This window comes from Rathayibacter sp. VKM Ac-2759, assembly GCF_009834225.1.
Lineage (GTDB): Bacteria > Actinomycetota > Actinomycetes > Actinomycetales > Microbacteriaceae > Rathayibacter.
In genome coordinates, this window is the sequence record NZ_CP047177.1 from 129,159 (window position 1) to 150,009 (window position 20,851).

Consider the following 20,851-nt stretch of genomic DNA (forward strand, 5'->3'; position numbering starts at 1 on the left):
CCCCCGCACCACCCACCACGAAACGGAGCACACACCATGTCTGTCCTCATCTCGGCAGCGGCCGACATCCTCACCACCGCAGGTGCGCTCGGCGCCGTCGTCCCCGACCCGGGCCCCGGCGGCATGCCCCCCGGATTCGAGGCCTTCACCACCGTCATGGGCTGGGCCAAGTGGGTCGGCCTCGGCGTCGCCGTCGTCGGCCTGATCATCCTCGGCGTCACCATGACCGTCTCCGCCCGCCGCGGCGAAGGCGGAGAAATCGGCGGCTGGCTCGGACGACTCCTCGTCGGCGTGATCATCGTGTCCGCCGCGTTCACGATCGTCGGCTTCCTGATGGGCGCCTAGCGTCCCCGGGAAACCGACATCACCAACAGGAAGGCAAGGGACGTCATGAACGACTCCGAACCGCGTAACCCGTTCACCACGAAGGGCTTCATCATCGGAGCGAGCGTCGTCGCAGCACTCGCCCTCGCAGGCATCGTGCTCGGCGTGACGTCCCTGGGACCCGGGGGAGGCGACACCACCGCCGCCACCCCCGGCACTCCTACCCCTTCCTCCACCGTCTCCGCCGATGCCGAGAGCGTGTGCGGGCTCTCCGGCTACGAGGAGAGCGGCACCCTCACCGCACCGCCGACGACCGAGTGGACCATCGTCGGCACCATGGCCGCTCCCAGCTCCGCCGAGGCCGGCCCTGGGGAAACCGACAGTGACGGAGTGCGCACGTGCTACTCGCACACCGTCGAGGGCGCTCTCTTCGCTGTCTCGAACCTGTGGGCCATGGGATCGGACGCTCGGCTCGCACCGCTCGCAGTGGAACAGCTCACGGCACCGGGACCTGGACGCGATGCCGCTATCGCCGCCGATACACAGCAGAGCAACACCGGCACCAGCGTGCAGATCGCGGGATTCAAGGTGCTGTCCTACGACGGAGAGAACGCAACGATCGACACCGCATTCGAGCTGAACACGGGCTCGCTGATCAGCTTCCCGTCCGCGGTGAAGTGGATCGACGGCGACTGGAAGCTCGTCGTCACCGACGAAGGACAGCCGCCCTTCCGCCCCACCACGCTGCAGAACCTCGGCGGCTACATCGTCTGGGCGGGTGTCCAGTGATCGCAACCGCCACAACCGGCGGTGGAGAGGCGTGCCTCCCCATCGACGTTCCCTGCTGGACCGGCGTCGCTGTCGGCAACGTCGTCTCGAAGGCGTCGAACGATGCCTTGCAGCAGTTCGTCAACAACATCTTGGAGGGCTACGGCAAGGCGATCGCCTCTCTTGGCACCGTCTGGATGAACGTGCCCTCCCCGGTCACGGTCGTGGACCAGGGCGGCGGCGTCAACGGTGGCGGCACTCCGCCGCTACCGGAGGCGTTCGAGACGATCCTCGGCTACGTGACGTGGGTCTCTGCGGGCCTGGCAGTCATGTCCCTGATCGTCGCGGGCGTGATGATGGCGAGCCGTCGTCGGCACGGGGACGGCGAAGCTCACATGGGCCGCATCGGCGTCATCCTCCTGGCCGTACTGCTGTTGTCCTCCGCGGCGGCGCTCGTGACAGGGTTCCTCCCTCTGGCGATGCACCTGAACGAGTCCTCGAGCGTCGTCGGCTGGGTGCAGGGGCAGTTGCAGTGGTACACCGGCGGACTCGCGATCCTCGCGATCCTCGTCGCTGCTGGCCGGATGGTGTGGACGCAGCGCGCGGTGCCGCTGCGCGAGCTCGCGGGATCGGTCCTGACGCTGATCGCCGTGGCCGGCGCAGGGCTGGTCGTCATCCGCCTGGCGACCCAAGCGGGCGATGCGTTCTCGATCTGGATCCTCAACAACTCGACCGACTGCGACGTGTCGCAGCAGGGCGAGAGCAACTGCTTCGGCACCAACGTCTTCGCGATGATCGCACTCACCGCGACCTCCGGAATCGGCTTGATCGGGCTCTTCCTGCTCGGGATGCTCGCGGTGTTCATGACCTACGTGCAGATCGCGGTGATGGTCTTCCGCGGCGCGATGCTCGTCGTCCTGGCGGGCATCTTCCCCCTGGCCGCCTCGTTCACGAACACCGAGATCGGCCGGCAGTGGTTCAAGAAGGCGATGGCCTGGACTCTCGCCTTCATCCTCTACAAGCCCGCCGCGGCGATCGTCTACGCGATCGCCTTCCGGATGACCGGCACGGACCTGTTCAAGTCGGACGGCACCGGGCTCTTCCAGATCGTCACCGGCCTCGCGCTGATGCTCATCGCGCTCGTGGCCCTGCCCGCGCTGATGCGCTTCCTCGTCCCGGCCGTCTCCTCGGTCGGCGGGGGAGGAGCGGCGGGCCTGTTGCTGGGCGCCGCGGCTCTCTCGGCCGCGGGTGACGTCGCGACGGGCGCGATCCGCGCCAGCAACAACGGAGGCGGTGGTGGCGGGAACGGCGGCGGTGGAGGCGGCAATAGCTCGTCCACGGACGGACCGTCCGGCAGCACGTCGACGCCGGGCTCTCCGGCGTCGACGTCGGCCGCGGACCCGTCCGGGTCGGCGGCGACGGCCGGCAGCGGCGCAGGTGCCGGTGCCGGAAGCGCGGCGACCAGCGGCGCGGGAGCTGCCGCGTCGAGCGGCGCCGGGGCCGGGCAGCCGCGAGCGGCGCCGCGGCCGCGGCTGGCCCGATCGGCGCCGGTATCGCCGTCGCGACGAAGGCCGCGGAGGGCGCGAAGCACGCCGCTCAGGCCGTGAAGGCCGGCACCGAAGAGGCGACCGGCAGCAACGAGAGCGGGAGCTAACCCATGTCCAGCACGGCAACCGAACCGATCAAGGCTCGCACGTACGGCAACTGGCGAAAGCCTCAGACCGCCGGCCTCGGCGGGCTGGGGCAGCTCGCCACCCTCGTGATGTTCGTGGGCATCGTGTCCTCGATCATCGCGTCCATGTTCTCCGGCCTCGGGCCGGCTCTGATCGTCGCCGGGATCTTCGGCGGCATCCTCCTGACCGTCTCGGTCAAGGACAAGCACGGGCAGTCAGCCCTGGGAAGGATGGTGGTCCGCGTGAACTGGTGGCGCACCAAGAGCAAGGGAGCGAACATCTACCGCTCCGGCCCGATCGGCCGCGCGAAGTGGGGGACGTTCCAGCTCCCGGGGCTGGCCGCGGCGTCGCAGCTCACCGAGCACGAGGACTCCCACGGCCGCCGGTTCGCTCTGATCAGCACTCCGATGACGAAGCACTTCACCGTGGTTTTCGCGACGGAGCCGGATGGCGCCGCGCTGGTGGATCAGGAGCAGATCAACAACCAGGTCGCGGAGTACGGCATCTGGCTCGCCAACCTCGGAGACGAGCCCGGCATCGAGGCGGCCTCCGTGACGGTCGAGACGGCGCCTGACACGGGCACGCGCCTGCGCGGTGAGGTCGAGGGGTCGATGGACCCGGACGCGCCGCTGTTCGCGCGAGCAATGCTCCAAGAGGTCGTAGAGACCTACCCGGTCGGATCGGCCACGATCCACGCCTACATCGCGCTCACGTTCACGGCGACCGCGCGGATCAACGGGAAGCGCCGCAACGCCAAGGAGGTCGCCGCGGACCTCTCCGCCCGCATCCCCGGCTTGACGTCTTCTCTCGCGGCGACGGGGGCGGGCGCAGCGCGGCCCCTGAGCGCTCAGGAGCTGTGCGAGGTCATCCGCACCGCGTACGACCCCGCCGCGGCGCTCTTGATCGATCAGGCGCGCGCAGAGGGCGAGACGGCTGACCTGTCCTGGACCGACGTCGGCCCCGCGGGCGCCGAAGCGCACTGGGACTCCTACCGTCACGACGGAGCGGTGTCGACGTCGTGGACCATGACCGCCCCGCCGCGCGGCGTCGTCCAGTCGAACATCCTCGCCCGCCTGCTCGCACCGCACCGCGACATCGCCCGCAAGCGCGTCACCCTGCTCTACCGGCCCATCGACCCCGCCCGCGCCGCAGCGCTGGTCGAGGCGGACCTGAACGCTGCCCAGTTCAACTCCTCCGCGTCCACCAAGCCCACCGCGCGCTCGACGCTCTCGACCCGCTCGGCGCAGGCCACGGCCGCGGAGGAAGCCTCCGGCGCCGGGCTGATGAACTTCGGCCTGATCGTCACCGCGACCACGCTGCAGCGTGGCCAGGAGCCCGAAGCGCGCGCCGCGATCGACTCTCTCACCTCGGCCGCCCGCCTGCGGATGCGGCCCGCGTTCGGCTCGCAGGACTCCGCCTTCGCCGCCGCCCTCCCGCTGGGCCTGGTCCTGCCGCGGCACCTGCGCATCCCCAACGAGATGCGGGAAATCCTGTGACACACCCCGCCACCACCAGGACGGCACTGGACACACGTCCGGTGCCGTCCCGGGTTAACCCTCAGCCCTCACCCGTCTTTGTCGTCGTTCCGACCCTTCTTGGAGGCCCCCAGTGAGCATCACCACCAAGCTCTTCTCCCGCCACCGCGACACCGAACCCGCCGACGCCCCCGCCGACATCGACGGCGACGGCCTGCCGACCGGTGCCGTCGACGTCGACCAGAGCGAAGAGGCCGGCGACGTCGACGCGCTCGACTCCGCCACGCCCACGGGCGCGGTCGGTGCCCCGACGACGGCGCAGGCCGCGGCGACATCGACGGACGCTCGCGCCCGTTCACGCCGCACGCGGAAGGCTGAGGAGGAGGCCGCCGCAGCTCGCGCCGCCAGCTCTCCTCTCGCCCGCGAGAAGCCCTCCAAGCGGTCGCGGAAGAAGCGAGCGATCCCGCACCAGGGCGGCAGACAGAACATCGAGAAAGAGTCGGCGCCGAAGCGCCCGATGCGGCCGACGTCGACGGGATGGCTCGGCCGCGGCGGCGGCCAGGCCGTCTCGATCCAGCCCGCCGATGAGTTCCGCGCGACGACCGTTCAGGTGTGCGGGCTGTACCCCTTCTCGGTCGGAACGGGCACGCCCATGATCGGCGTGCCGTTGGGGAAGAACCTCACCACCGGGGCCTCCGTGTTGTGCGACCCGATCAGCTGGTTCCAGCGGGCGCAGCTCATCTCCAACCCGTCGATGTTCGTCCTCGGCAAGCCGGGCCTGGGGAAGTCCTCGCTGACCCGCCGCATGGCGACCGGGCTCGCCGGGTACGGCACCATTCCGCTGGTCCTCGGAGATTTGAAGCCCGACTACGTGGATCTGATCCGCGCGATGGAGGGGCAGGTCATCACCCTCGGCCGTGACCGCGGCTACCTCAACATCCTCGACCCGGGCGAGGCGACCAGCGCGGCGAAGCGCCTGCGCGACGACGCCGACCAGGCGCTCGAGCAAGCCGCGGAGCTCGACGCCCGCGGCGGCGACTCCACGGAGCTGCACCTGCGCGCGGTGAAGGCGCAGCGCCTCGCCGCTCAGGTCCTCGCGGACGCTCACGGCCGCCGGCACACGATGATCGCAGCGCTCCTGACGATCCTCCGCTCCCAGCCGCCCACGGACCGGGAGGAGACGATCATCGACCGGGCGTTGAAGTACCTGGACGAGCACCACGAGGGCATCCCCGTCCTCGCGGACCTGCTCGCCGTCATCCAGGCCGCGCCGGACGAGATTCGACAGGTCGCGCTCGACCGCAACGACCTCAAGCGGTACAAGGAAATCACCGAGAACCTCGAAGCGTCCCTCATCGGCCTCACCTCCGGTGGCCGGCTGGGCGAGATCTTCTCCCGCCAGACCACCACCCCGATGCGGCGCGACCGCCCCGTGGTCTACGACGTGTCCTCGATCGATGACTCCGAAGGCGACCTCCAGGCGGCGATCCTCCTCGCATGCTGGTCCGCGGGGTTCGGGACGGTCAACGTCGCCGCGGCGCTGGCCGATGCGGGGATCGAGCCCCGCCGCCACTACTTCGTGATCCTGGACGAGCTGTGGCGGGCGCTGCGCGCGGGAAAGGGCATGGTCGATCGCGTCGACGCCCTCACCCGCCTGAACCGCGCCCGCGGCGTCGGCCTGGCGATGATCAGCCACACCATGTCCGACCTCCTCGCGCTTTCCAGCGAAGAGGACCGGATGAAGGCCCGCGGATTCGTGGAGCGCTCCGGCATGGTCATCTGCGGCGGCCTGCCCGGTGCTGAGATGCCCCTGCTCACCTCGGCGGTGCCGCTGTCTTCGAAGGAGCAGGAAATGCTCACGAGCTGGCAGGACCCGCCCGCCTGGGATGGCGTCTCCGGGAAGGAAGCGGACCCGCCCGGCCGTGGCCTGTTCCTGATCAAGGTGGGCGGCCGTCCCGGCATCCCCGTCCGCGTCCACCTGACCGGGGCGGAGAAGGACGTCAACGACACCAACAAGCTCTGGCACACCACGAGCCGCGCAGGCCGCGCGAACGAGCCCCTGGCGACCGATCCGGTCATGGTGGAGATCCTGCCGTGAGCGTCCTCGTCGCCCTCGGCGCGACCTTCGTTACGGCCGGCTCGGCCGGCGCCGCGATCGTCAGCGTGATCGGCGCCCGCCATCAGCGGGCAGCGGATCGTGATCGGTTCCTGCTCCCTGCCTACTGGACGGGAATCGGCCTCATGGCGGCCTTCGTCGCCTGGGACCAGTGGGATCGGGTGATCGCATGAGCTGCACATCGACGGTCGCCTACGACGGATACCTCTGGGGCTGCTCGATGACCACGACGCTCCCGCACCCGTTCCACATGACGGACCTGCCCTGCGAGTACGTCGACGCCGGGCAGGCCGTCCTCACTTGGGGCACCAGCCGGCAGGCGGCGACCGATGACACGACGGCCCACTACGACGGGCCGGTCTATGAGCGGTGCGAGCCGCGGCGGTTCCTGCCAACGCCCGTGCCGCTGGCCGAGCTGGTGACGTCGTGATCGCCGCCCGCACCAGCGGCGCCCTACTTCGGGGTCCTCTCGCCCAGGTCAGCGCGGTCGCCGGCCTGTTGGCCGCTGCGGTCCTCGTGGCCATGGCCGCCACTCTCGCGTTCACCGCGACGGTGCAGCACGCGATTCCCGCGCCACCGACCCGCACCACCACCGCACTGATTGAAGGAGCTGCACCATGAGCACGACGACGAACAACCGCCGGCGCGAGCCCGGGAAGGCGGGCAACGAGACGCTGATGCTCGTGTCGGCGGTAGGGGCGATCATCGTGATCGTCGGTTTCGCGGTGGCGATGAAGATCGGCTCCGGCATGGATGGCGTGAACGCGGGGATCACGGGCGATCCGTTCGCGATGATCGAGGGCCTGCGGAAGGGCACCTACATGTGGCCCTCGTCGGGAACGACGATCGCGATCGTATTCGGCATCGGCCTGGTCCTGCTGGGCGCCTGGGTGCTGTGGATGAAGTCGATGATGTCGCGCGGCGCTTCCCGCGCGGATCACGCCGCCTGGCACATGGCGTCGGTGAAGGAGATGCAGGGGATGCAGCTTAAAGCGGCGACCTCGACGTCCGCGCGTCTGGGCGTGACCGGCAATCCCGGCATTCCGACCGGGGCGATGGTCTTGGCCACGAAGAAGACCCTCTACTCCTCGTTCGAGGACATGGGCATTCTGATCGCCGGCCCTCGCGTGGGTAAGTCGACCTCGCTGGTGATCCCGGCGCTGACGGCTGCGCCTGGCGCGGTCGTCACCACCTCGAACAAGCGCGACGTGCTGGATGCGACGAGGGACCTGCGCGCGCAGGTCGGGGACGTGTGGGTGTTCGACCCTCAGAAGGTCGCATTGGAGGAGCCCACCTGGTGGTGGAATCCGCTGACCTACGTCACGGACGACACCAAGGCTGCGAAGCTCGCGCAGCACTTCGCGTCTTCCGTGACCGGCGCGAACGCGAAGACGGATGCCTACTTCGAGGGCAAGGCGCAGAACCTGTTGGCCGCGTTCTTCCTCGCCGCCGCGGTGAAGAACCGGCCGATCACCGACGTCTACGACTGGTTGACGAACGTGGCCCGGGTGGAGCCGTTGGACTATCTGGAAGAGGCCGGCTACCCGCGTCAGGCCGATGCGATCCGCTCCGTGCAGCGCGGGTCGGAGAAGGCTCGTGACGGCATCTACTCGTCCGCCGAGCGGATGGCTGCATGCCTGAACAACACCACCATCGAGCCGTGGGTGAACCCGCGTCCCATCGACCCAACCCTGGCCCCTACTCGTCACGTCGTGGCCGCTGGGGGCTCGACGGGTGCTGCCGCACAAATGGACTCGACCGATGCAGACGACGGGACGACCGCCACGACGACCCGCCCCAAGCCGGTCGATTCGCGGCGGCAGTTCAATCCGCACGAGTTCGTGAAGGGGTCCGGCACCCTCTACTCCCTGTCGATGGAGGGTGCCGGCAACGCGACTGCACTCGTGACGGCGCTGACGGCCGCGACGATCGAGGCGGCGGAGGAGCTGGCGACCGCCTCACCCGGTGGCCGATTGAAGACGCCGCTGCTCGGGCTGCTGGACGAGGCGGCGAACGTGTGCCGCTGGTCCGACCTGCCAGACCTGTACTCCCACTTCGGTTCTCGAGGAATCCCGATCGTCTCCGTCTACCAGTCCTGGTCTCAGGGCGTGGCGGTCTACGGGCAGGAGGGGATGAAGAAGCTGTGGTCCGCGGCGAACACGAAACTATATGCAGGCGGCGTCTCCGACCCCGAATTCCTCGGCATGCTCTCCGATCTGATCGGCACCTTCGACCGCGAAACGACGTCCGTCAGCATGAACAAGGGTGTCCGCTCCACCACCACCTCGTTGAAGCGAGAGAAGATCCTCGAAGTGCAGGAACTTGCGGACCTTCCCCGTGGCCGAGCGATCATGTTCTCGTCCGGTAACCGGGCCGTGATGCTCAAAACGGTCCCCTGGTACCACGGCCCGAAAGCGACCGTCGAGGCGATCAAGGCGTCTATCGCCGCGCACCAGCCCGGTGCGCGGAAGGTCTGACCATGACCGACAGCTTTGATTTCGACAGCCCGGAGTTTGAGGGAGAGGAACAGCCGACGCAGGAGGCTCCGACGCAGGAGGCTCCGACGCTGTTCTACGGCACGGTGGACGAATTTGTGCGGGAGCATCTGCGGTTCAAGTACCGGCGGACCGTAGGCCGGCCGGGACGGGCGGATCTGAGATGGAAGGCGGCGTGGTGGGAGAGCGAAGAGGCCATCAGCCGGTTGGAGTCGATCTGGCGCACGTGGGAGAACGCCCGGCAAGACCCGATCGGGCTGAGCGACTGGTGGATCAACCACTGCGACCGGCAGATGGCGGTGCTGCTGTCCTCTACCGGGCCGTTCGCGCAGTCGGATGATGAGAACAAGCCTGGCGATCCGCTGCCCTACGCGCCGCCGCCGGCACACTTCTTCGAGCCCGAACGCCCCGCCTGACCCTCACTCGGGGCGGGTCGACAGCGACCAGTCCGAACGCCGAGCGAATGAGCGCCTCCCTTCTTCTAGTCAGGCGCACCCCGCACGACCGTGTGTTCTGGACGCAGGGACGCTCGAGCGAGCAGACTCTCGAGGGGGCCCTGCCCGATCAGTCTCTGCCAGGCGAGCGCGAACACGATCGATCCGAGGACGAAGGCGGCCAGCAGGGTCCAGCTGCGCCAGGTGTCGAAGTTGAACGGTTCATAAGGGGTCAGGTAGACCGCGAGCAGTACAAGCTGCAGTGAGTAGATGGTCAACGGCATCGCGCCGACCGCCGCCAGTGGCGACGTGATGACCCGCAGGAGAGGCACGTGCGACACGAGCGCGATGAGCGAGCCGATGGCAAGGCACGCGATTCCTCCGGCGCCGAGAAGCTCGGCTGTCGTACTCGAGTGCGCTTCGACACTTTCAGGACCTCCGAGGAGTAGACCGCCGCCGTACCCTACGGCCGCCGCCGCGGAGCCTCCGATCACCAGCCACCGCTGTGTAGTGGGTGAGCGTACATCGCACCGTGCGATGAGCAAACCCAGGACCACATAGGCCAGCCAGGAAGGGACCGGGTAGTACTGCGTGAACCAGGTGACCGGCATCCGTGCGAGCAGCGCGTCATCAGACGGAAGCGTCGCTATCCAGGCGTTGCTGGTAGTCACGAGCTGGTCGACGACGACAGGACCGATTAAGGCGAAAACGGTGATGAGCCCGGCTAAGGCGGCCCGGGGAAGGAAGAGCAGGATCGCTGCGACCGCGAACATGACCCCGTAGTGCGGCAGGATCACGGCGATAGGTGTTTGAAGCAGGATCAGAGCGACCCCGATGACGAGCAGGTACAAGCCGCGGAGGAGGATCGAAGCGGTGTCGCGGAATGGATGCTGCGAGCGAGCGGCGCCGCCGGTCATGAGCCCGATCGACACGCCCGCGAGAACCGCGAACAAGACCGAGCTGCGCCCATCCCACGGCATCTCGCGTTCGACGGGAGCAAGATGAGCGGCGAACATCCCCAACACTGCGAGACCTCGGGCAACGTCGAGGCCGGCGATGCGCGACGGTGAAGGCACCCTCCCGCGCTGAGCAGGCAGGGGACCGCCTGGCATCACACCTGACCTCATCGAGAATCCCTTTCGTAAACGGATGCGGCTGCCGGATCGAGCAGGTGATTTCGTCGAAGCTGCGACAACTCGGCTTTTCCCGCATTCAGGAATGCGGCGGCATCTGACGTTGCGGCGACGTTTCCGCCGAAGGAAGGGTCAGCTGGTGGGCAGTACCGTCCAGGTGTCTCCGTAGTCGCCTGACGCGCGCAGACCGTTGTCGTCGAAGGCCAGAATCCACGGGTTCTCACCTTCGACGTAGCTGAACGCTTGCACTGTCCCGGCGACGGATCCGCGGGCCTCCCATTGCCCGTCCGTGGTCGAGGTCCATACCCGGCTCTCCACGTCGACCCCCACGAGCCCGCCGCCGGCGGTGACCGGGATAGCGTCCAGCACGAACAGCGCCGGAGCGCCGTCAACGGGAGCGAAGGTGCTTCCGGTGTCGACGCTGACGGCGAGTCCTTCCTCGGTCGTTGCGAACACCCGATCCGGGTTCCCCGCGTCGACGGCGATATCTCGCGTTCCAAGCGCGGCGCCGTCTCGCCAGGTGCTCCCGTCATCGTCGCTGATGCGCAGCACTCTCCGTGCAGCGTCGTATCCGTAGATCCTCGTTGCACCGCTGGGAAGGACGGTGGTGGCGATGTCGTGGAAGTCGGTCTCTCCGGCGAGGGACACCGGCTCCCAGGTCTGCGCGCCGTCGCTGCTGCGGATCAACCCCAGGTTGGGGCTTTGCACGGCGGCGGGATCGTTCGGGTCGGGGTGCCCGGAGGCGAAGAGGGTTCCGGTGTCGGCAATGGTGAACCCCATCGTGTCCTGAGCGCGTCCGGCGATCGGCCCGTTCCCACCCGCCGAGATGCTGGCCGGCCCGGTCCCGTAAGAATCGGGAAGCTTCTCGGTAGAGACAAGGAAAACGCCGCCGTGGGCGGCCGCGTAGGTCGCGCCCGTCGCCGGGTCGTAGTCGACCCCGTGCACATGCTCCAGCGCGGCACCCGCGACCGGGGCGCTCACTGCCGGAGGTGACGCGGTGCTGGTGCATCCCGTCAGAGTTAAAGCGGTGAGTAGCGTCAGGGCAGCGGCGGCGCGGATGGTGGGGTCAGCCAAGGGGTGCTCCTCGCTGGCTCATGAACGGCTGTGGGTCGATGCGGGCACCGTTCACGCGGGTCTCGTAGTGGAGGTGGCAGCCGCTGGAGGCGCCGGTGGAACCTACCAAGGCGATTGGCTGCCCAGCGGTAACCTGCTCTCCCTCTGTGACGAGCAGGGTCGAGTTGTGGGCGTACCCGGTTTCGATGCCGCCGCCGTTGTCCAGGAGCACCCAGTTCCCGTAACTACCGAACGGTCCGGAGTAGCTCACCCTCCCCGCTGACGCTGCCACGACCGTCACGCCGCAGCCGGCGGCGATGTCAGTGCCGTAGTGGAACGCGCCGACACCGGCCACGGGCCGGTTGGGGCGAGGACCGAACACGCTGGTGATGGTTCCGGACACGGGACGCACCCATCCCTGGTTCGATGCCGGCGCGGGCGGCGACACCGGTCCAGGTGCCGTTCCAGGTCCCGGCCGAGGCGCGGGCGCCGGTGCCGGCTTTCCGAACGAAACGGTTGGAGGGGCTGGAGCAGAAGCAGCAGCGGCGGAAGCGGCAGCAGCCGCGGCGCGTGCGGCGGCGGCGGCTTCCGCCGCTGCGGCTTCCGCGGCGCGGCGCGCCTGCTCGCCGGCCTGGTAATCGGCCTCGGTCGCAGCCCGGTCCTCGGTCAGCACGCTCAGCTGCGCGCGCAGTATTGCAGCGGAATCCTGCTGCTCCTGCAGCTGAGACTCCACTGCAGCGCGAGCTGCGATGGCGTCCTGCAACGCGGACTCCGCCGTGATCGCGAGAGCTTCGAGCTCGCCGCGGGCGATCTCAGCTTGCGCGGTAAGAGCGGCGGCGTTGTTCAAGTCCGTTCGGGCGGTGGCATAGATCTCGTCGGTGCGTTCGGTGAGCTGTCCCATCATCGCCAGCTGACGCAGGAGATCCGAGCTGTCCGGAGTCATCAGCAACGCCATCGTCACGTCCCCGCCACCCGCCCGAGCGAGTGCCGCTGCTAGCTGCCCGGCCTGCTGACGAGACTGAGCCGCGAGCTCGGTCGCCTCATCCGCCTGACTCTGCAACGACGACGCCCGATAGGTCGCCTCATCAAACTCTGCTTGAGCGTCCTCGTACTCGCCCGCACGCTGCCGGTTCACCGCCTGCGCCTCCTCGACATCACTCTCAAGCGACGTCAGCAAAGCGTTCAACTCGGAGATCTGGCTCTGAGTCGCTGCTTCGCTGGAGCGGGCCTTCTCGACGTCCTCCCACGAGGGGTACTCGGCTGCGACAGCAGGACCGGCTAAACCAACGGTCAAACCCCAGACGAGCCCGAAAGCCGCCAGCATGTGCAGCCGACGTCCGCCGGCTCGAGGATCAGCCAAGGAACACACCGACCTTGCTCATGAACAGCTCCGGGTTGACCCGTTCCCCATCGACCTGCGTCTCGAAGTGCAGGTGGCATCCGCTGGACGCGCCGGTCGATCCGACCAGCGCGATGAGGTCGCCCGCCTCCACGGTGGCGCCTTCCTCGATGAGCAGGTCCTGGTTGTGGGCGTATCCGGTCTGCACGCCGTTGCCGTGATCGATCAGGATCCAGTTCCCATACGACCCTGAATAGGTCGCCGCGACGACCGTGCCCGCGGCAGCTGCGACCACCGGGGTTCCGCAGCTCGTCGCGAGATCGGTTCCGTAGTGGTAGGCACCTACCCCAGCGACCGGCCGGTCGGGACGGGGTCCATAGGGAGAGGTGATTCGGCCGGCAACAGGCAATGCCCACGCCCCCGCCACCGTGCCAGCATCCGTACCCGCCGAGTACACCTCGGAACTATCCTCACCCGTCTCGGCAGATTGCACCGTTACCGGTGCTACGAGCACGGGTTCGGGAGGCTTGGCCTCAGCCGTGAACGAGTCGCGGGTGATGGTGTCCGAGACGGCGGCGGCCGCGACGAACGTCTGCGCTTGTGAGGAGGCGGAGTCCAAACCACCGGCCATCGTGCCAGCAGTGGGAGTGACAGCGACGGCGGGCATCGAATTGGTGACCGCGATGCCGGCAACCACCAGTACTGACAGCACGGATAATCGGGCCCCATCAGACACCGTCAACGATGAGCGACGCGGTGGCGTCCCGGCAGGAGTGTCCTTGGATCGCCGGACGGTACTCCGGGAGCTACGTCGGGAGGCGGCAGCCTGCGCCCGGCGCAGATCAGCGCGGCGAGGGAGGGGCTGCACGGGAGTCGAGGTCACGAACGCTCCCCTCGGGTGAAGAGGCGCGCGGGGAGAAGAGTGTGAAGCATGAGAGAAAGTTCCAGATCGACGCCAGAGCATGGGCGTGGGCGTGGGCGAGAGGAGGGGTGGGGCCCGCCAGGTACGGCAGACCCCACCGCGAGGTGCACAGCGAGGGAGCGCGTGCACCTCGAGGGAGCGCAGCAGCAGGAATCGAATCGACTACAGCCGCGCACCCCGTCGGGGTGGCGATGACGGGTATCAACGCCAAAGGCTTCAGAGGGAGGCGAGCAGAGCCTTCATCTCGTCCAGCTCCGCAGACTGCGAGGTGACGATGGACTCAGCGAGTGCGACGGCGTCCGGGTTCTGGCCGGAGTCGACCTCGTTCTGCGCCATCTCGATGGCGCCCTCGTGGTGCATGGTCATCTGCTCCAGGAACAGCTTCGCTGCGTCGGTTCCCGACGCGCTCTCGAGCGCGCTCATGTCCTCGTCGGACATCATGCCGCTCATGTCATGATCCATGCTCGACATCGAGTCGTCGGCGCCCCACGACGTGAGCCACTGCTGCATCGTGTCGATCTCGGGGGCCTGCTCGGCCTTGATCTTCGTCGCGAGGTCGAGGACTCGCTGGTCGACGTCGTCCTTCATCAGGATCATGTCGGACATCTCCACCGCCTGCTCGTGATGCGCCTTCATCATCTGCGCGAACATCACGTCCTGGTCGTTGAAGTCGCCAGCAACCGCGGTAGCTGAGTCGGACGGCGACGAGGAGGAACTGCTGTCGCCCGAGCCGCTCATGCCGTCCATTCCGCTCATGCCCCCTGAGGAACACGCGGACAAGGTGACGACGGTACCGAGAGCGAGGGCGGCGAGGAGTGCGTTTCGAGTCTTGAACATGAGTAGTAATCCGTTCTGTGGGATCAGGAAGAAGCTAGAGAGACCGCCAAGCGGTCGGAGTGTGTGTCGCAGAGCGCGACGACACGCGCTTCAGGTTCGGCTGATCGAGAGAACGGTGAGGGAGGGGAAGTAAACGTGGAACTGGGCGCGCGGAGCCAGCGCGCGAAGACGAGGACCGGCGTCGAGAACGAGCGAATGCATCGCCGGGAACCGCACCAGCAGCAGCAGGGCAGCGAGGATGAACACGATGGCGCATGTTGCCGCCATCACGGCGCACTCCATGGCGCAACTGCCCTCGCAGGGCATCACCGGAACACCGGTCACACCGGACACCATCGTCCCGACAGTCATAGCGACGCCGCTCTGCGCAACGAGAGCATCCGTCGGTCCGGCGGCTGAGTTTGCGTGGGAGTGGCTCCCGGCTGGTGCGGTGGCGTCCGCCGAGCCCCCCGACATGGAGTGCAACGCGAACAAGCCCACGACTAGCGCCGCGAGGGTGAGGAGAACGACCACGGCGCGGGTAAACGGGGTGCGCGCACCGCGAACCTTCGCAGAAAGCGGGGGCGTCATCATGGTCGTCACCTCCTCAGGCGAAGTCGTGAGCACACTCGTCGGGCATAGACACTACGGACGCATACCCCCCCATGGTAACGGGGAGGTCACGGATTGCACCTGGAAAAGTTCTCACCGCCTCGACGTGAAGGTCGGCAGCACCTCCTGGACCGCAGTCGCGTGGGCGCGGAATCCACGAAGTCGGAGGCTGTTGGTGACGACGAAGATCGAGGACGCGGCCATCGCTGCGCCGGCGATCAGCGGGTTCAGGAACCCCAGCGCGGCGAGCGGGATCGCTGCCACGTTGTACGCGAACGCCCAGAACAGGTTCGTCTTGATCGTCCCGAGGGTCCGCCGAGACAGCCGGATCGCGTCGACCGCGACGAGCAGATCTCCGCGAACCAGCGTCAGATCGCTGGCCTCGATCGCGACGTCCGCGCCGGTCCCCATCGCGATACCCAGGTCCGCGCGCGCCAACGCGATCGCGTCGTTCACGCCGTCCCCGACCATCGCCACCACCGCACCCTCGGCCTGCAACCGGGCGATCGTCTCGGCCTTCTGCTCGGGCAGCACTCCGGCGATGACGTCCTCGATGCCGACCAGGGCGGCGACCGTGCGCGCGGCGCGTTCGTTGTCGCCGGTGAGAAGCACCGGGCGAAGGCCCAGCCCACGCAGCTGCTCGATCGCAGCGGCACTCGTGGGCTTCACGGTGTCCTCGACCGCGAGGACACCTCGCGCGACCCCGTCCCAGGCGACGGCGACGACGGTGCGCCCGCCGCACTCGAACTCGTCCGCTCGCGCCATCAGGTCCGCCGGCACGCTCACAGCCCACTGCTCACGCAGCCACCCCAGCCGCCCGACGGCGACGAGGTGCCCCTCGACCACGGCCTGCACACCTAGACCCTGCACTGACTGGAATGACTCAGCAGGAGGGACGGGTCCCGCCTCACGGGCGGCACGGACGATCGAAGCACCGATGGGGTGCTCGGATCCAGCTTCTGCGGCGGCCGCCAGGCGCAGCAGCTCCGCCGCCGTAGTAGACGGCTCGGCTACGGCGGCGGTGACGCTCATGCGTCCCGTGGTCACGGTCCCGGTCTTGTCCAAAACGATCGTGTCGACCCTGTGGGTGGACTCCAGCACCTGGGGTCCCTTGATTAGGATTCCCAGCTGCGCCCCGCGCCCGGTTCCCACGAGCAGTGCGGTCGGTGTGGCCAATCCCAGCGCGCACGGGCACGCGATGATCAGCGTCGCGACCGCGGCGGTGAACGCCATCTCCGCACTCGCGCCGACCAGCAGCCAGCCCGCCAGAGTCGCAAGCGCGAGAGCGATCACGACGGGAACGAACACGGCGGAGATACGATCCGCGAGCCGCTGCACCTGCGCCTTGCCGGCCTGCGCCTGCTCCACCAGGCGCCCCATCTGCGCCAGCTCCGTGTCCGCGCCCACCCGGGACGCCTCAATCACGAGCCGCCCGCCCACGTTCACGGTCGCACCGACCACACGATCCCCGGGCGCTACTTCCACCGGGACGCTCTCGCCCGTCAACAGGCTCACATCCACCGCGGAGCTGCCGTCTATGACGGTGCCGTCGGTGGCGATCTTCTCCCCGGGACGGACCACGAACCGGTCCCCGACGCGCAGTGCTGACACCGGGACCAGCACTTCGACGTCACCGGTGAGGACCGAGACGTCCTTCGCGCCCATCTCCAGCAGCGCCTTCAACGCGGATCCCGAGCTGCGCTTCGCGCGCGCCTCGACATACCGGCCGGTGAGAACAAACGCGGGAACCGCTGCGGCGACCTCGAGGTAAATGTCGTGCGCTCCCGCGCCCTGCGCAAGCGTCCACTCGAACGCCATCGTCATCCCGATCGTGCCCGCCGACCCGAAGAACAGGGCGTACACGGACCAGCCCAGCGCCGCCAGAACCCCCACGCTGATCAGCGTGTCCATCGTCGCGGCACCGTGACGGGCGTTCACCCACGCAGCCCGGTGGAACGGCCACGCCCCCCACAGAGCCACGGGCGCTGCGAGGACCAGGGCGAGCCACTGCCACCCCGGGAACTGCGCCACCGGCACCATCGATAGGACCACAACCGGCACCGCGAGAGCGATCGACACCCACAACCGTCGCCGCAACACATTCAGTGCGGCATCCGCGCCGTCCTTCCCCGTCTCCGGGGTTGGCGCAGGCAACGCGGCGGAGTAGCCGGTGTTCTGGATCGTCGCGATCGCATCCGCGACACTCGTTCCCGCCGGCAGCCGGATCGCGGCCTTCTCAGTCGCGTAGTTCACGCTCGCCTCCACGCCCGGCATCCGATTGAGCTTCTTCTCAATCCGGGCCGCGCACGACGCGCACGTCATCCCGCCGACCAGCAGATCGACGCTCTCCCCGCTCATCAGGACGTCGGAGCGAGGACGTACCCGGCCTCATCCACCGCAGCAGCGACAACGCCCTGCGAGATCGGGCGATCCGAGACAACCGTGACCGTGGAAGTGCCGCCGACCACGAGCTCCACTCGGACGTCCGAGACGCCCTCGATGCCACCGATCTCCTCCGTCACCGCCCCGACGCAGTGCGAGCAGGTCATGCCCGTGACTCCGAACTCCGCGGTCGTCGCCGAATCGCTCTTCGTCGAGACGGGCGGAACGGCCGCGGACTGCGACGGTGCGCAGCACGCACACGTCGATGCCATCGGCAGGGGAGCGGGAGTAGTCGAGTCAGTCATGATGCCTCCAAGCTAAGGAAGTCTCTACTGTACCCCCCGGGGGTATAAGTGTCTATCGTTCTTCTGGCTTGGCATCCGCGTGTTCACACGGATGCCAGTACTCTGGGGGGGTATCGGTAGGACATCGGTGCAGGAGGGGGCGGACATGACCCAGGAGCTGACCGACGTCACACATGAGCACGCGGATCAGCCGCACGGCTACATCTCGAACAAGGAGCTGTACCTCAAGCGTCTGCGCCGGATCGAAGGCCAAGCGCGTGGGTTGCAGGGCATGGTCGATGACGAGAAGTACTGCATCGACATCCTCACCCAGGTCTCCGCGATGACCAGCGCTCTCGAATCCGTCGCCCTCGGCCTGCTGAACGACCACCTCAACCACTGCGTCCTCGAAGCCGCCGCTCTCGGCGGCGTCCAGGCTCAGGTGAAGCTTCAGGAAGCTTCCGACGCCATTGCGCGGCTCGTTCGATCCTGAGTGCGACTGAATCGACCGCCGCGGCCTGCCCGGCCGTCCTGCTCGTGACACGTCTCGTTTGAGGACTCTGCCGTAAGAACCGGCTCCAGCTCCGTTGTCAGTTCTCGAGGTCCTCTGCACAGATCTTCAAGGTCCTCTGCACAACACTCTGCTGCGTCAGCTGATCCCGAGAGCCTGTTGCAGCTCGGGCCCAAGGGTGAGGTCGTTGTCGGGATCTGGCACAACCGTTCCGTCCTGCACCTCGTAGTAGGCCTGCCAGGGATTGAGGAGCGACGCCGGTACCGAGTCGTAGGTCTCGAGGAACAGGACGTACCTGCCGTCAACGTCGAGGTCCGGTCCCGGCTCGGAAACGCTGCCGGTAAGCAGCTTGACCTCGATCAGGTCGCCCGGCTCGTACAGCGACTTCGCGTCGGTCAGGACCTCGATCGACACGACTCGGTAGTCAAAACCTAGGATGGCTTCCCTGCGGTCCGAGAGGATGTCGCCCACCACCACAGCATCAGACCTCTCAGCCATCTCGGTGTCCGAGGAGTACGCGGGGTAGTCGCCGTTCGAGCCTGCTGGTGCGCAGCCGCTCGTGGCCATCACTGCCGCTGCGGCGACCAGCACCCATCCCGAGCGCCGTAAGAACGTCCCGCGCTGATGTGAGGTCCGATCCATGAAGTGATCCTCCTCGACGTTCCGACGCTCGCCGTCGACCGCAGTTAAGCACGGTTGTCGAGCCCGTGCCGCGTTACTCGTCACCGCGGCGCGAAGGTAGAGGTAAGAGGTCTCCCGGCTGATACCGAACTCCTTCGCCAGCGCTGTCTTTGATATACCGATGGCAGAGCGCTCATGCAGCTAGGTCAGCTGCAACCGACGATCGGGGCCCACGCCGACGTCGGCCAGCTGCGTCTAGGTGCTCTTGCGCCCGAGAACGCGAAGGCCATCTGGCCGCACCTCACCCGTGGGCGAGACGTGGCGGTAGAGCGTCTGGCGGGAGATGCCGAGTTCTTTGCAGAGGGCACCGATGTTCGTCTCCGGCTTGCCCATTGACGCCATCGCGAGTCGCACCTTGGCGGGCGTCATGGTGAACGGGCGCCCGCCGACCCGACCGCGTGCTCGAGCAGACGCGAGGCCCGCCATCGTTCGTTCGGAAATGAGCTCGCGCTCGAACTCAGCAAGGGCAGCGAAGATCCCGAAGACCAGCTTGCCGGCCGCAGTGGTCGTGTCGATCGCCGCCCCCTGACCCGTGAGCACCTTCAACCCAATGCCGCGGGCGGTGAGGTCATGGACCGTGTTCACGAGGTGGTGAAGGTCGCGTCCGAGCCGGTCCAGCTTCCACACGACGAGAGTGTCGCCTTCGCGCAGCGCTTTCAGGCACGACAGCAGACCCGGCCTATCATCCTTCCGACCGGACGCGAGGTCGGAGTACAGCTGAGCGTCCTCGACGCCGGCCGCGAGCAGCGCATCACGCTGGGGATCCGTGGTCTGCGTTCCATCGGTTTTCGAGACGCGCATGTAGCCGACGAGCATCGCTGACTCCTGTCACTTATACGGCCGAATACGTGACGCGGTGCTGGCGCGATGGTGCGCCGGGTGAAAGAGTCACGTAACGAGTCACTCATTCTATATGTCGTAAACGGCTCTAATCAGGTTTCGTGACGTCAGTTAATTGCTGAGCCGACGCCGCACTTCACTGGCTCGAACGTCGCTGGACCTGAGGGAAGCCGACCGACCCGGAAAACCATCCCCATACGGAACGCCGATCGATCAACCTTTCAACGATCTGATGACGTTCGCGGTACTCCTGACGCAGGCTGCAGCGCGCAGTGCTTCACTGATCCGCATGACGCAGAGACGAACAGGACGAGGGACGCCTCTCGTCGCCGCGGCCGCCATCGCGCTGAGCGTCAACGGTTGCACCGACATCACGTCGGACTCAGCCGGGTCCTGTTCGCCCAAAGTAATCGAACTGCAAGAGTCGTCTCTGCATCCCACCGGAGTCGTCCACTTCAGCGCCGACTTCATCTGGGAGACATGCGAGGACACCGGAGGCACGAGCCGCGCCGCCTCAGACGTCACGGTCACCATCACCCCCTCCGCGAGCGGCGAGGAAATACTGCTTGGCCGGCCGACACCGAAGGGCGAACGATCGACGGTCGACGCATCCTTCGACCTCCCCGCCAATCTGCAAACCGGGCCCGCCGTGCTTGCCCTGCGCACACACAGCGGCGACCCGATCGACGTCGAACTGCCGATCGAAATCACCTCAGCGCCCGCCACCTAACCCGGCCTCGCGGCCAAGAAGAAAGCACCGGTGAGCGATCCCCATATGGAACGGCCAGCGGCGCCCGCGCCGTGTGTGCAGGGGACCTTGAACATCTGAATGCCCAGGGTCGTCTGCATGAGTGCCGCGGTGACGCGCGCAGTCGTGCAGGCGACCGTGAGAAACGACAGCGGCACTGGGTGCGTGGAATCTGAGTGAACGGGTGTTACCCATCTCGTCGCGCACGACGCTCGATTGATCAGCATCGGCGTGAGTTGAGTCAC

21 protein-coding genes and 1 pseudogene are annotated in these 20,851 nt (G+C 67.6%); 11 read left to right on the forward strand and 11 right to left on the reverse strand.

What is annotated here, in order from left to right:
• Positions 1-36 precede the first annotated feature (36 nt).
• From GSU68_RS19080 to GSU68_RS19120, 9 genes are all read left to right on the forward strand, one after another.
• Complete coding sequence (locus GSU68_RS19080) at positions 37-345, forward strand: hypothetical protein (RefSeq protein WP_159910479.1); 309 nt, start codon at positions 37-39, stop codon at positions 343-345.
• 45 nt (positions 346-390) lie between these two features.
• A complete protein-coding gene (locus tag GSU68_RS19085; protein ID WP_159910480.1) occupies positions 391-1,113 on the forward strand; it encodes a hypothetical protein in 723 nt (240 codons plus the stop codon).
• A 107-nt stretch (positions 1,114-1,220) separates the two neighbouring features.
• Positions 1,221-2,699 carry a hypothetical protein gene (locus GSU68_RS19090; RefSeq protein ID WP_159910481.1) on the forward strand — a complete coding sequence of 493 codons (1,479 nt, stop codon included), beginning with the start codon at positions 1,221-1,223 and terminating at the stop codon, positions 2,697-2,699.
• A gap of 50 nt (positions 2,700-2,749) precedes the next feature.
• A complete protein-coding gene (locus GSU68_RS19095) occupies positions 2,750-4,261 on the forward strand; it encodes an SCO6880 family protein (protein ID WP_208544735.1) in 1,512 nt (503 codons plus the stop codon).
• Positions 4,262-4,727: 466 nt separating this feature from the next.
• Positions 4,728-6,338: a type IV secretory system conjugative DNA transfer family protein gene (locus GSU68_RS19100; protein ID WP_244259540.1), complete on the forward strand. Its 1,611-nt coding sequence runs from the start codon at positions 4,728-4,730 to the stop codon at positions 6,336-6,338.
• On the forward strand, positions 6,335-6,529 hold the full coding sequence (locus GSU68_RS19105; protein WP_159910482.1) for a hypothetical protein: 195 nt from the start codon (positions 6,335-6,337) through the stop codon (positions 6,527-6,529). The genes GSU68_RS19100 and GSU68_RS19105 overlap by 4 nt, the downstream gene beginning before the upstream one ends.
• On the forward strand, positions 6,526-6,786 hold the full coding sequence (locus tag GSU68_RS19110) for a hypothetical protein (RefSeq protein ID WP_159910483.1): 261 nt from the start codon (positions 6,526-6,528) through the stop codon (positions 6,784-6,786). Before GSU68_RS19105 ends, GSU68_RS19110 begins: the two co-directional genes overlap by 4 nt.
• Before the next feature lie 187 nt (positions 6,787-6,973).
• The gene (locus GSU68_RS19115) at positions 6,974-8,833 is read left to right on the forward strand and encodes a TraM recognition domain-containing protein (RefSeq protein ID WP_159910484.1); all 1,860 of its coding nucleotides are present in this window, start codon (positions 6,974-6,976) and stop codon (positions 8,831-8,833) included.
• A gap of 2 nt (positions 8,834-8,835) precedes the next feature.
• Complete coding sequence (locus GSU68_RS19120) at positions 8,836-9,267, forward strand: DUF4913 domain-containing protein (RefSeq protein WP_244259528.1); 432 nt, start codon at positions 8,836-8,838, stop codon at positions 9,265-9,267.
• 65 nt (positions 9,268-9,332) lie between these two features.
• On the opposite strand, the gene GSU68_RS19125 is transcribed toward GSU68_RS19120, so the two are convergent.
• The 8 genes from GSU68_RS19125 to GSU68_RS20130 all read right to left on the reverse strand — a co-directional run bounded on the left by GSU68_RS19125 (position 9,333) and on the right by GSU68_RS20130 (position 17,847).
• Positions 9,333-10,361 (reverse strand): DUF418 domain-containing protein, encoded by a 1,029-nt coding sequence (locus GSU68_RS19125; RefSeq protein ID WP_159910485.1) that lies wholly within the window; start codon positions 10,359-10,361, stop codon positions 9,333-9,335.
• Positions 10,362-10,550: 189 nt separating this feature from the next.
• Positions 10,551-11,492 (reverse strand): F510_1955 family glycosylhydrolase, encoded by a 942-nt coding sequence (locus GSU68_RS19130; protein ID WP_159910486.1) that lies wholly within the window; start codon positions 11,490-11,492, stop codon positions 10,551-10,553.
• Positions 11,485-12,795 carry a M23 family metallopeptidase gene (locus GSU68_RS19135; RefSeq protein ID WP_159910487.1) on the reverse strand — a complete coding sequence of 437 codons (1,311 nt, stop codon included), beginning with the start codon at positions 12,793-12,795 and terminating at the stop codon, positions 11,485-11,487. Before GSU68_RS19135 ends, GSU68_RS19130 begins: the two co-directional genes overlap by 8 nt.
• Positions 12,796-12,823: 28 nt before the next feature.
• The gene (locus tag GSU68_RS19140; protein ID WP_159910488.1) at positions 12,824-13,522 is read right to left on the reverse strand and encodes a M23 family metallopeptidase; all 699 of its coding nucleotides are present in this window, start codon (positions 13,520-13,522) and stop codon (positions 12,824-12,826) included.
• A gap of 426 nt (positions 13,523-13,948) precedes the next feature.
• Positions 13,949-14,569, reverse strand: a complete 621-nt coding sequence (locus GSU68_RS19145; RefSeq protein ID WP_159910489.1) for a DUF305 domain-containing protein — start codon at positions 14,567-14,569, stop codon at positions 13,949-13,951.
• A gap of 90 nt (positions 14,570-14,659) precedes the next feature.
• The gene (locus GSU68_RS19150; RefSeq protein WP_159910490.1) at positions 14,660-15,151 is read right to left on the reverse strand and encodes a hypothetical protein; all 492 of its coding nucleotides are present in this window, start codon (positions 15,149-15,151) and stop codon (positions 14,660-14,662) included.
• Between the two features lie 102 nt (positions 15,152-15,253).
• Positions 15,254-17,518 (reverse strand): heavy metal translocating P-type ATPase, encoded by a 2,265-nt coding sequence (locus tag GSU68_RS19155; protein ID WP_159910491.1) that lies wholly within the window; start codon positions 17,516-17,518, stop codon positions 15,254-15,256.
• Positions 17,518-17,847 (reverse strand): heavy metal-associated domain-containing protein, encoded by a 330-nt coding sequence (locus GSU68_RS20130; RefSeq protein WP_348272524.1) that lies wholly within the window; start codon positions 17,845-17,847, stop codon positions 17,518-17,520. The genes GSU68_RS19155 and GSU68_RS20130 overlap by 1 nt, the downstream gene beginning before the upstream one ends.
• Positions 17,848-17,992: 145 nt before the next feature.
• Between GSU68_RS20130 and GSU68_RS19165 the strand changes: the two genes are divergently transcribed.
• Entirely contained in the window at positions 17,993-18,319 is a 327-nt protein-coding gene (locus tag GSU68_RS19165; protein WP_159910492.1) for a metal-sensitive transcriptional regulator, read from the forward strand.
• A gap of 156 nt (positions 18,320-18,475) precedes the next feature.
• On the opposite strand, the gene GSU68_RS19170 is transcribed toward GSU68_RS19165, so the two are convergent.
• From GSU68_RS19170 to GSU68_RS19175, 3 genes and pseudogenes are all read right to left on the reverse strand, one after another.
• Positions 18,476-18,979, reverse strand: a complete 504-nt coding sequence (locus GSU68_RS19170; RefSeq protein ID WP_159910493.1) for a hypothetical protein — start codon at positions 18,977-18,979, stop codon at positions 18,476-18,478.
• 84 nt (positions 18,980-19,063) lie between these two features.
• A pseudogene (locus tag GSU68_RS19990) lies at positions 19,064-19,159 on the reverse strand (helix-turn-helix domain-containing protein); the annotation flags it as partial.
• 54 nt (positions 19,160-19,213) lie between these two features.
• A complete protein-coding gene (locus tag GSU68_RS19175; RefSeq protein ID WP_104262291.1) occupies positions 19,214-19,834 on the reverse strand; it encodes a recombinase family protein in 621 nt (206 codons plus the stop codon).
• 256 nt (positions 19,835-20,090) lie between these two features.
• Between GSU68_RS19175 and GSU68_RS19180 the strand changes: the two genes are divergently transcribed.
• Entirely contained in the window at positions 20,091-20,588 is a 498-nt protein-coding gene (locus GSU68_RS19180) for a hypothetical protein (RefSeq protein WP_159910494.1), read from the forward strand.
• Positions 20,589-20,851 lie beyond the last annotated feature (263 nt).

What these genes read in the sequence shown, in the direction of transcription:
- GSU68_RS19120 (WP_244259528.1), top strand. Translation starts at nt 8,836, where the DNA reads ATGACCGACAGCTTTGATTTCGACAGCCCGGAGTTTGAGGGAGAGGAA.
- GSU68_RS19175 (WP_104262291.1), bottom strand. Translation starts at nt 19,834, where the DNA reads ATGCTCGTCGGCTACATGCGCGTCTCGAAAACCGATGGAACGCAGACC.
- GSU68_RS19115 (WP_159910484.1), top strand. Translation starts at nt 6,974, where the DNA reads ATGAGCACGACGACGAACAACCGCCGGCGCGAGCCCGGGAAGGCGGGC.
- GSU68_RS19135 (WP_159910487.1), bottom strand. Translation starts at nt 12,795, where the DNA reads ATGCTGGCGGCTTTCGGGCTCGTCTGGGGTTTGACCGTTGGTTTAGCC.
- GSU68_RS20130 (WP_348272524.1), bottom strand. Translation starts at nt 17,847, where the DNA reads ATGACTGACTCGACTACTCCCGCTCCCCTGCCGATGGCATCGACGTGT.
- GSU68_RS19170 (WP_159910493.1), bottom strand. Translation starts at nt 18,979, where the DNA reads ATGGATCGGACCTCACATCAGCGCGGGACGTTCTTACGGCGCTCGGGA.
- GSU68_RS19180 (WP_159910494.1), top strand. Translation starts at nt 20,091, where the DNA reads ATGACGTTCGCGGTACTCCTGACGCAGGCTGCAGCGCGCAGTGCTTCA.
- GSU68_RS19155 (WP_159910491.1), bottom strand. Translation starts at nt 17,518, where the DNA reads ATGAGCGGGGAGAGCGTCGATCTGCTGGTCGGCGGGATGACGTGCGCG.
- GSU68_RS19165 (WP_159910492.1), top strand. Translation starts at nt 17,993, where the DNA reads ATGACCCAGGAGCTGACCGACGTCACACATGAGCACGCGGATCAGCCG.
- GSU68_RS19095 (WP_208544735.1), top strand. Translation starts at nt 2,750, where the DNA reads ATGTCCAGCACGGCAACCGAACCGATCAAGGCTCGCACGTACGGCAAC.
- GSU68_RS19110 (WP_159910483.1), top strand. Translation starts at nt 6,526, where the DNA reads ATGAGCTGCACATCGACGGTCGCCTACGACGGATACCTCTGGGGCTGC.
- GSU68_RS19085 (WP_159910480.1), top strand. Translation starts at nt 391, where the DNA reads ATGAACGACTCCGAACCGCGTAACCCGTTCACCACGAAGGGCTTCATC.
- GSU68_RS19080 (WP_159910479.1), top strand. Translation starts at nt 37, where the DNA reads ATGTCTGTCCTCATCTCGGCAGCGGCCGACATCCTCACCACCGCAGGT.
- GSU68_RS19145 (WP_159910489.1), bottom strand. Translation starts at nt 14,569, where the DNA reads ATGTTCAAGACTCGAAACGCACTCCTCGCCGCCCTCGCTCTCGGTACC.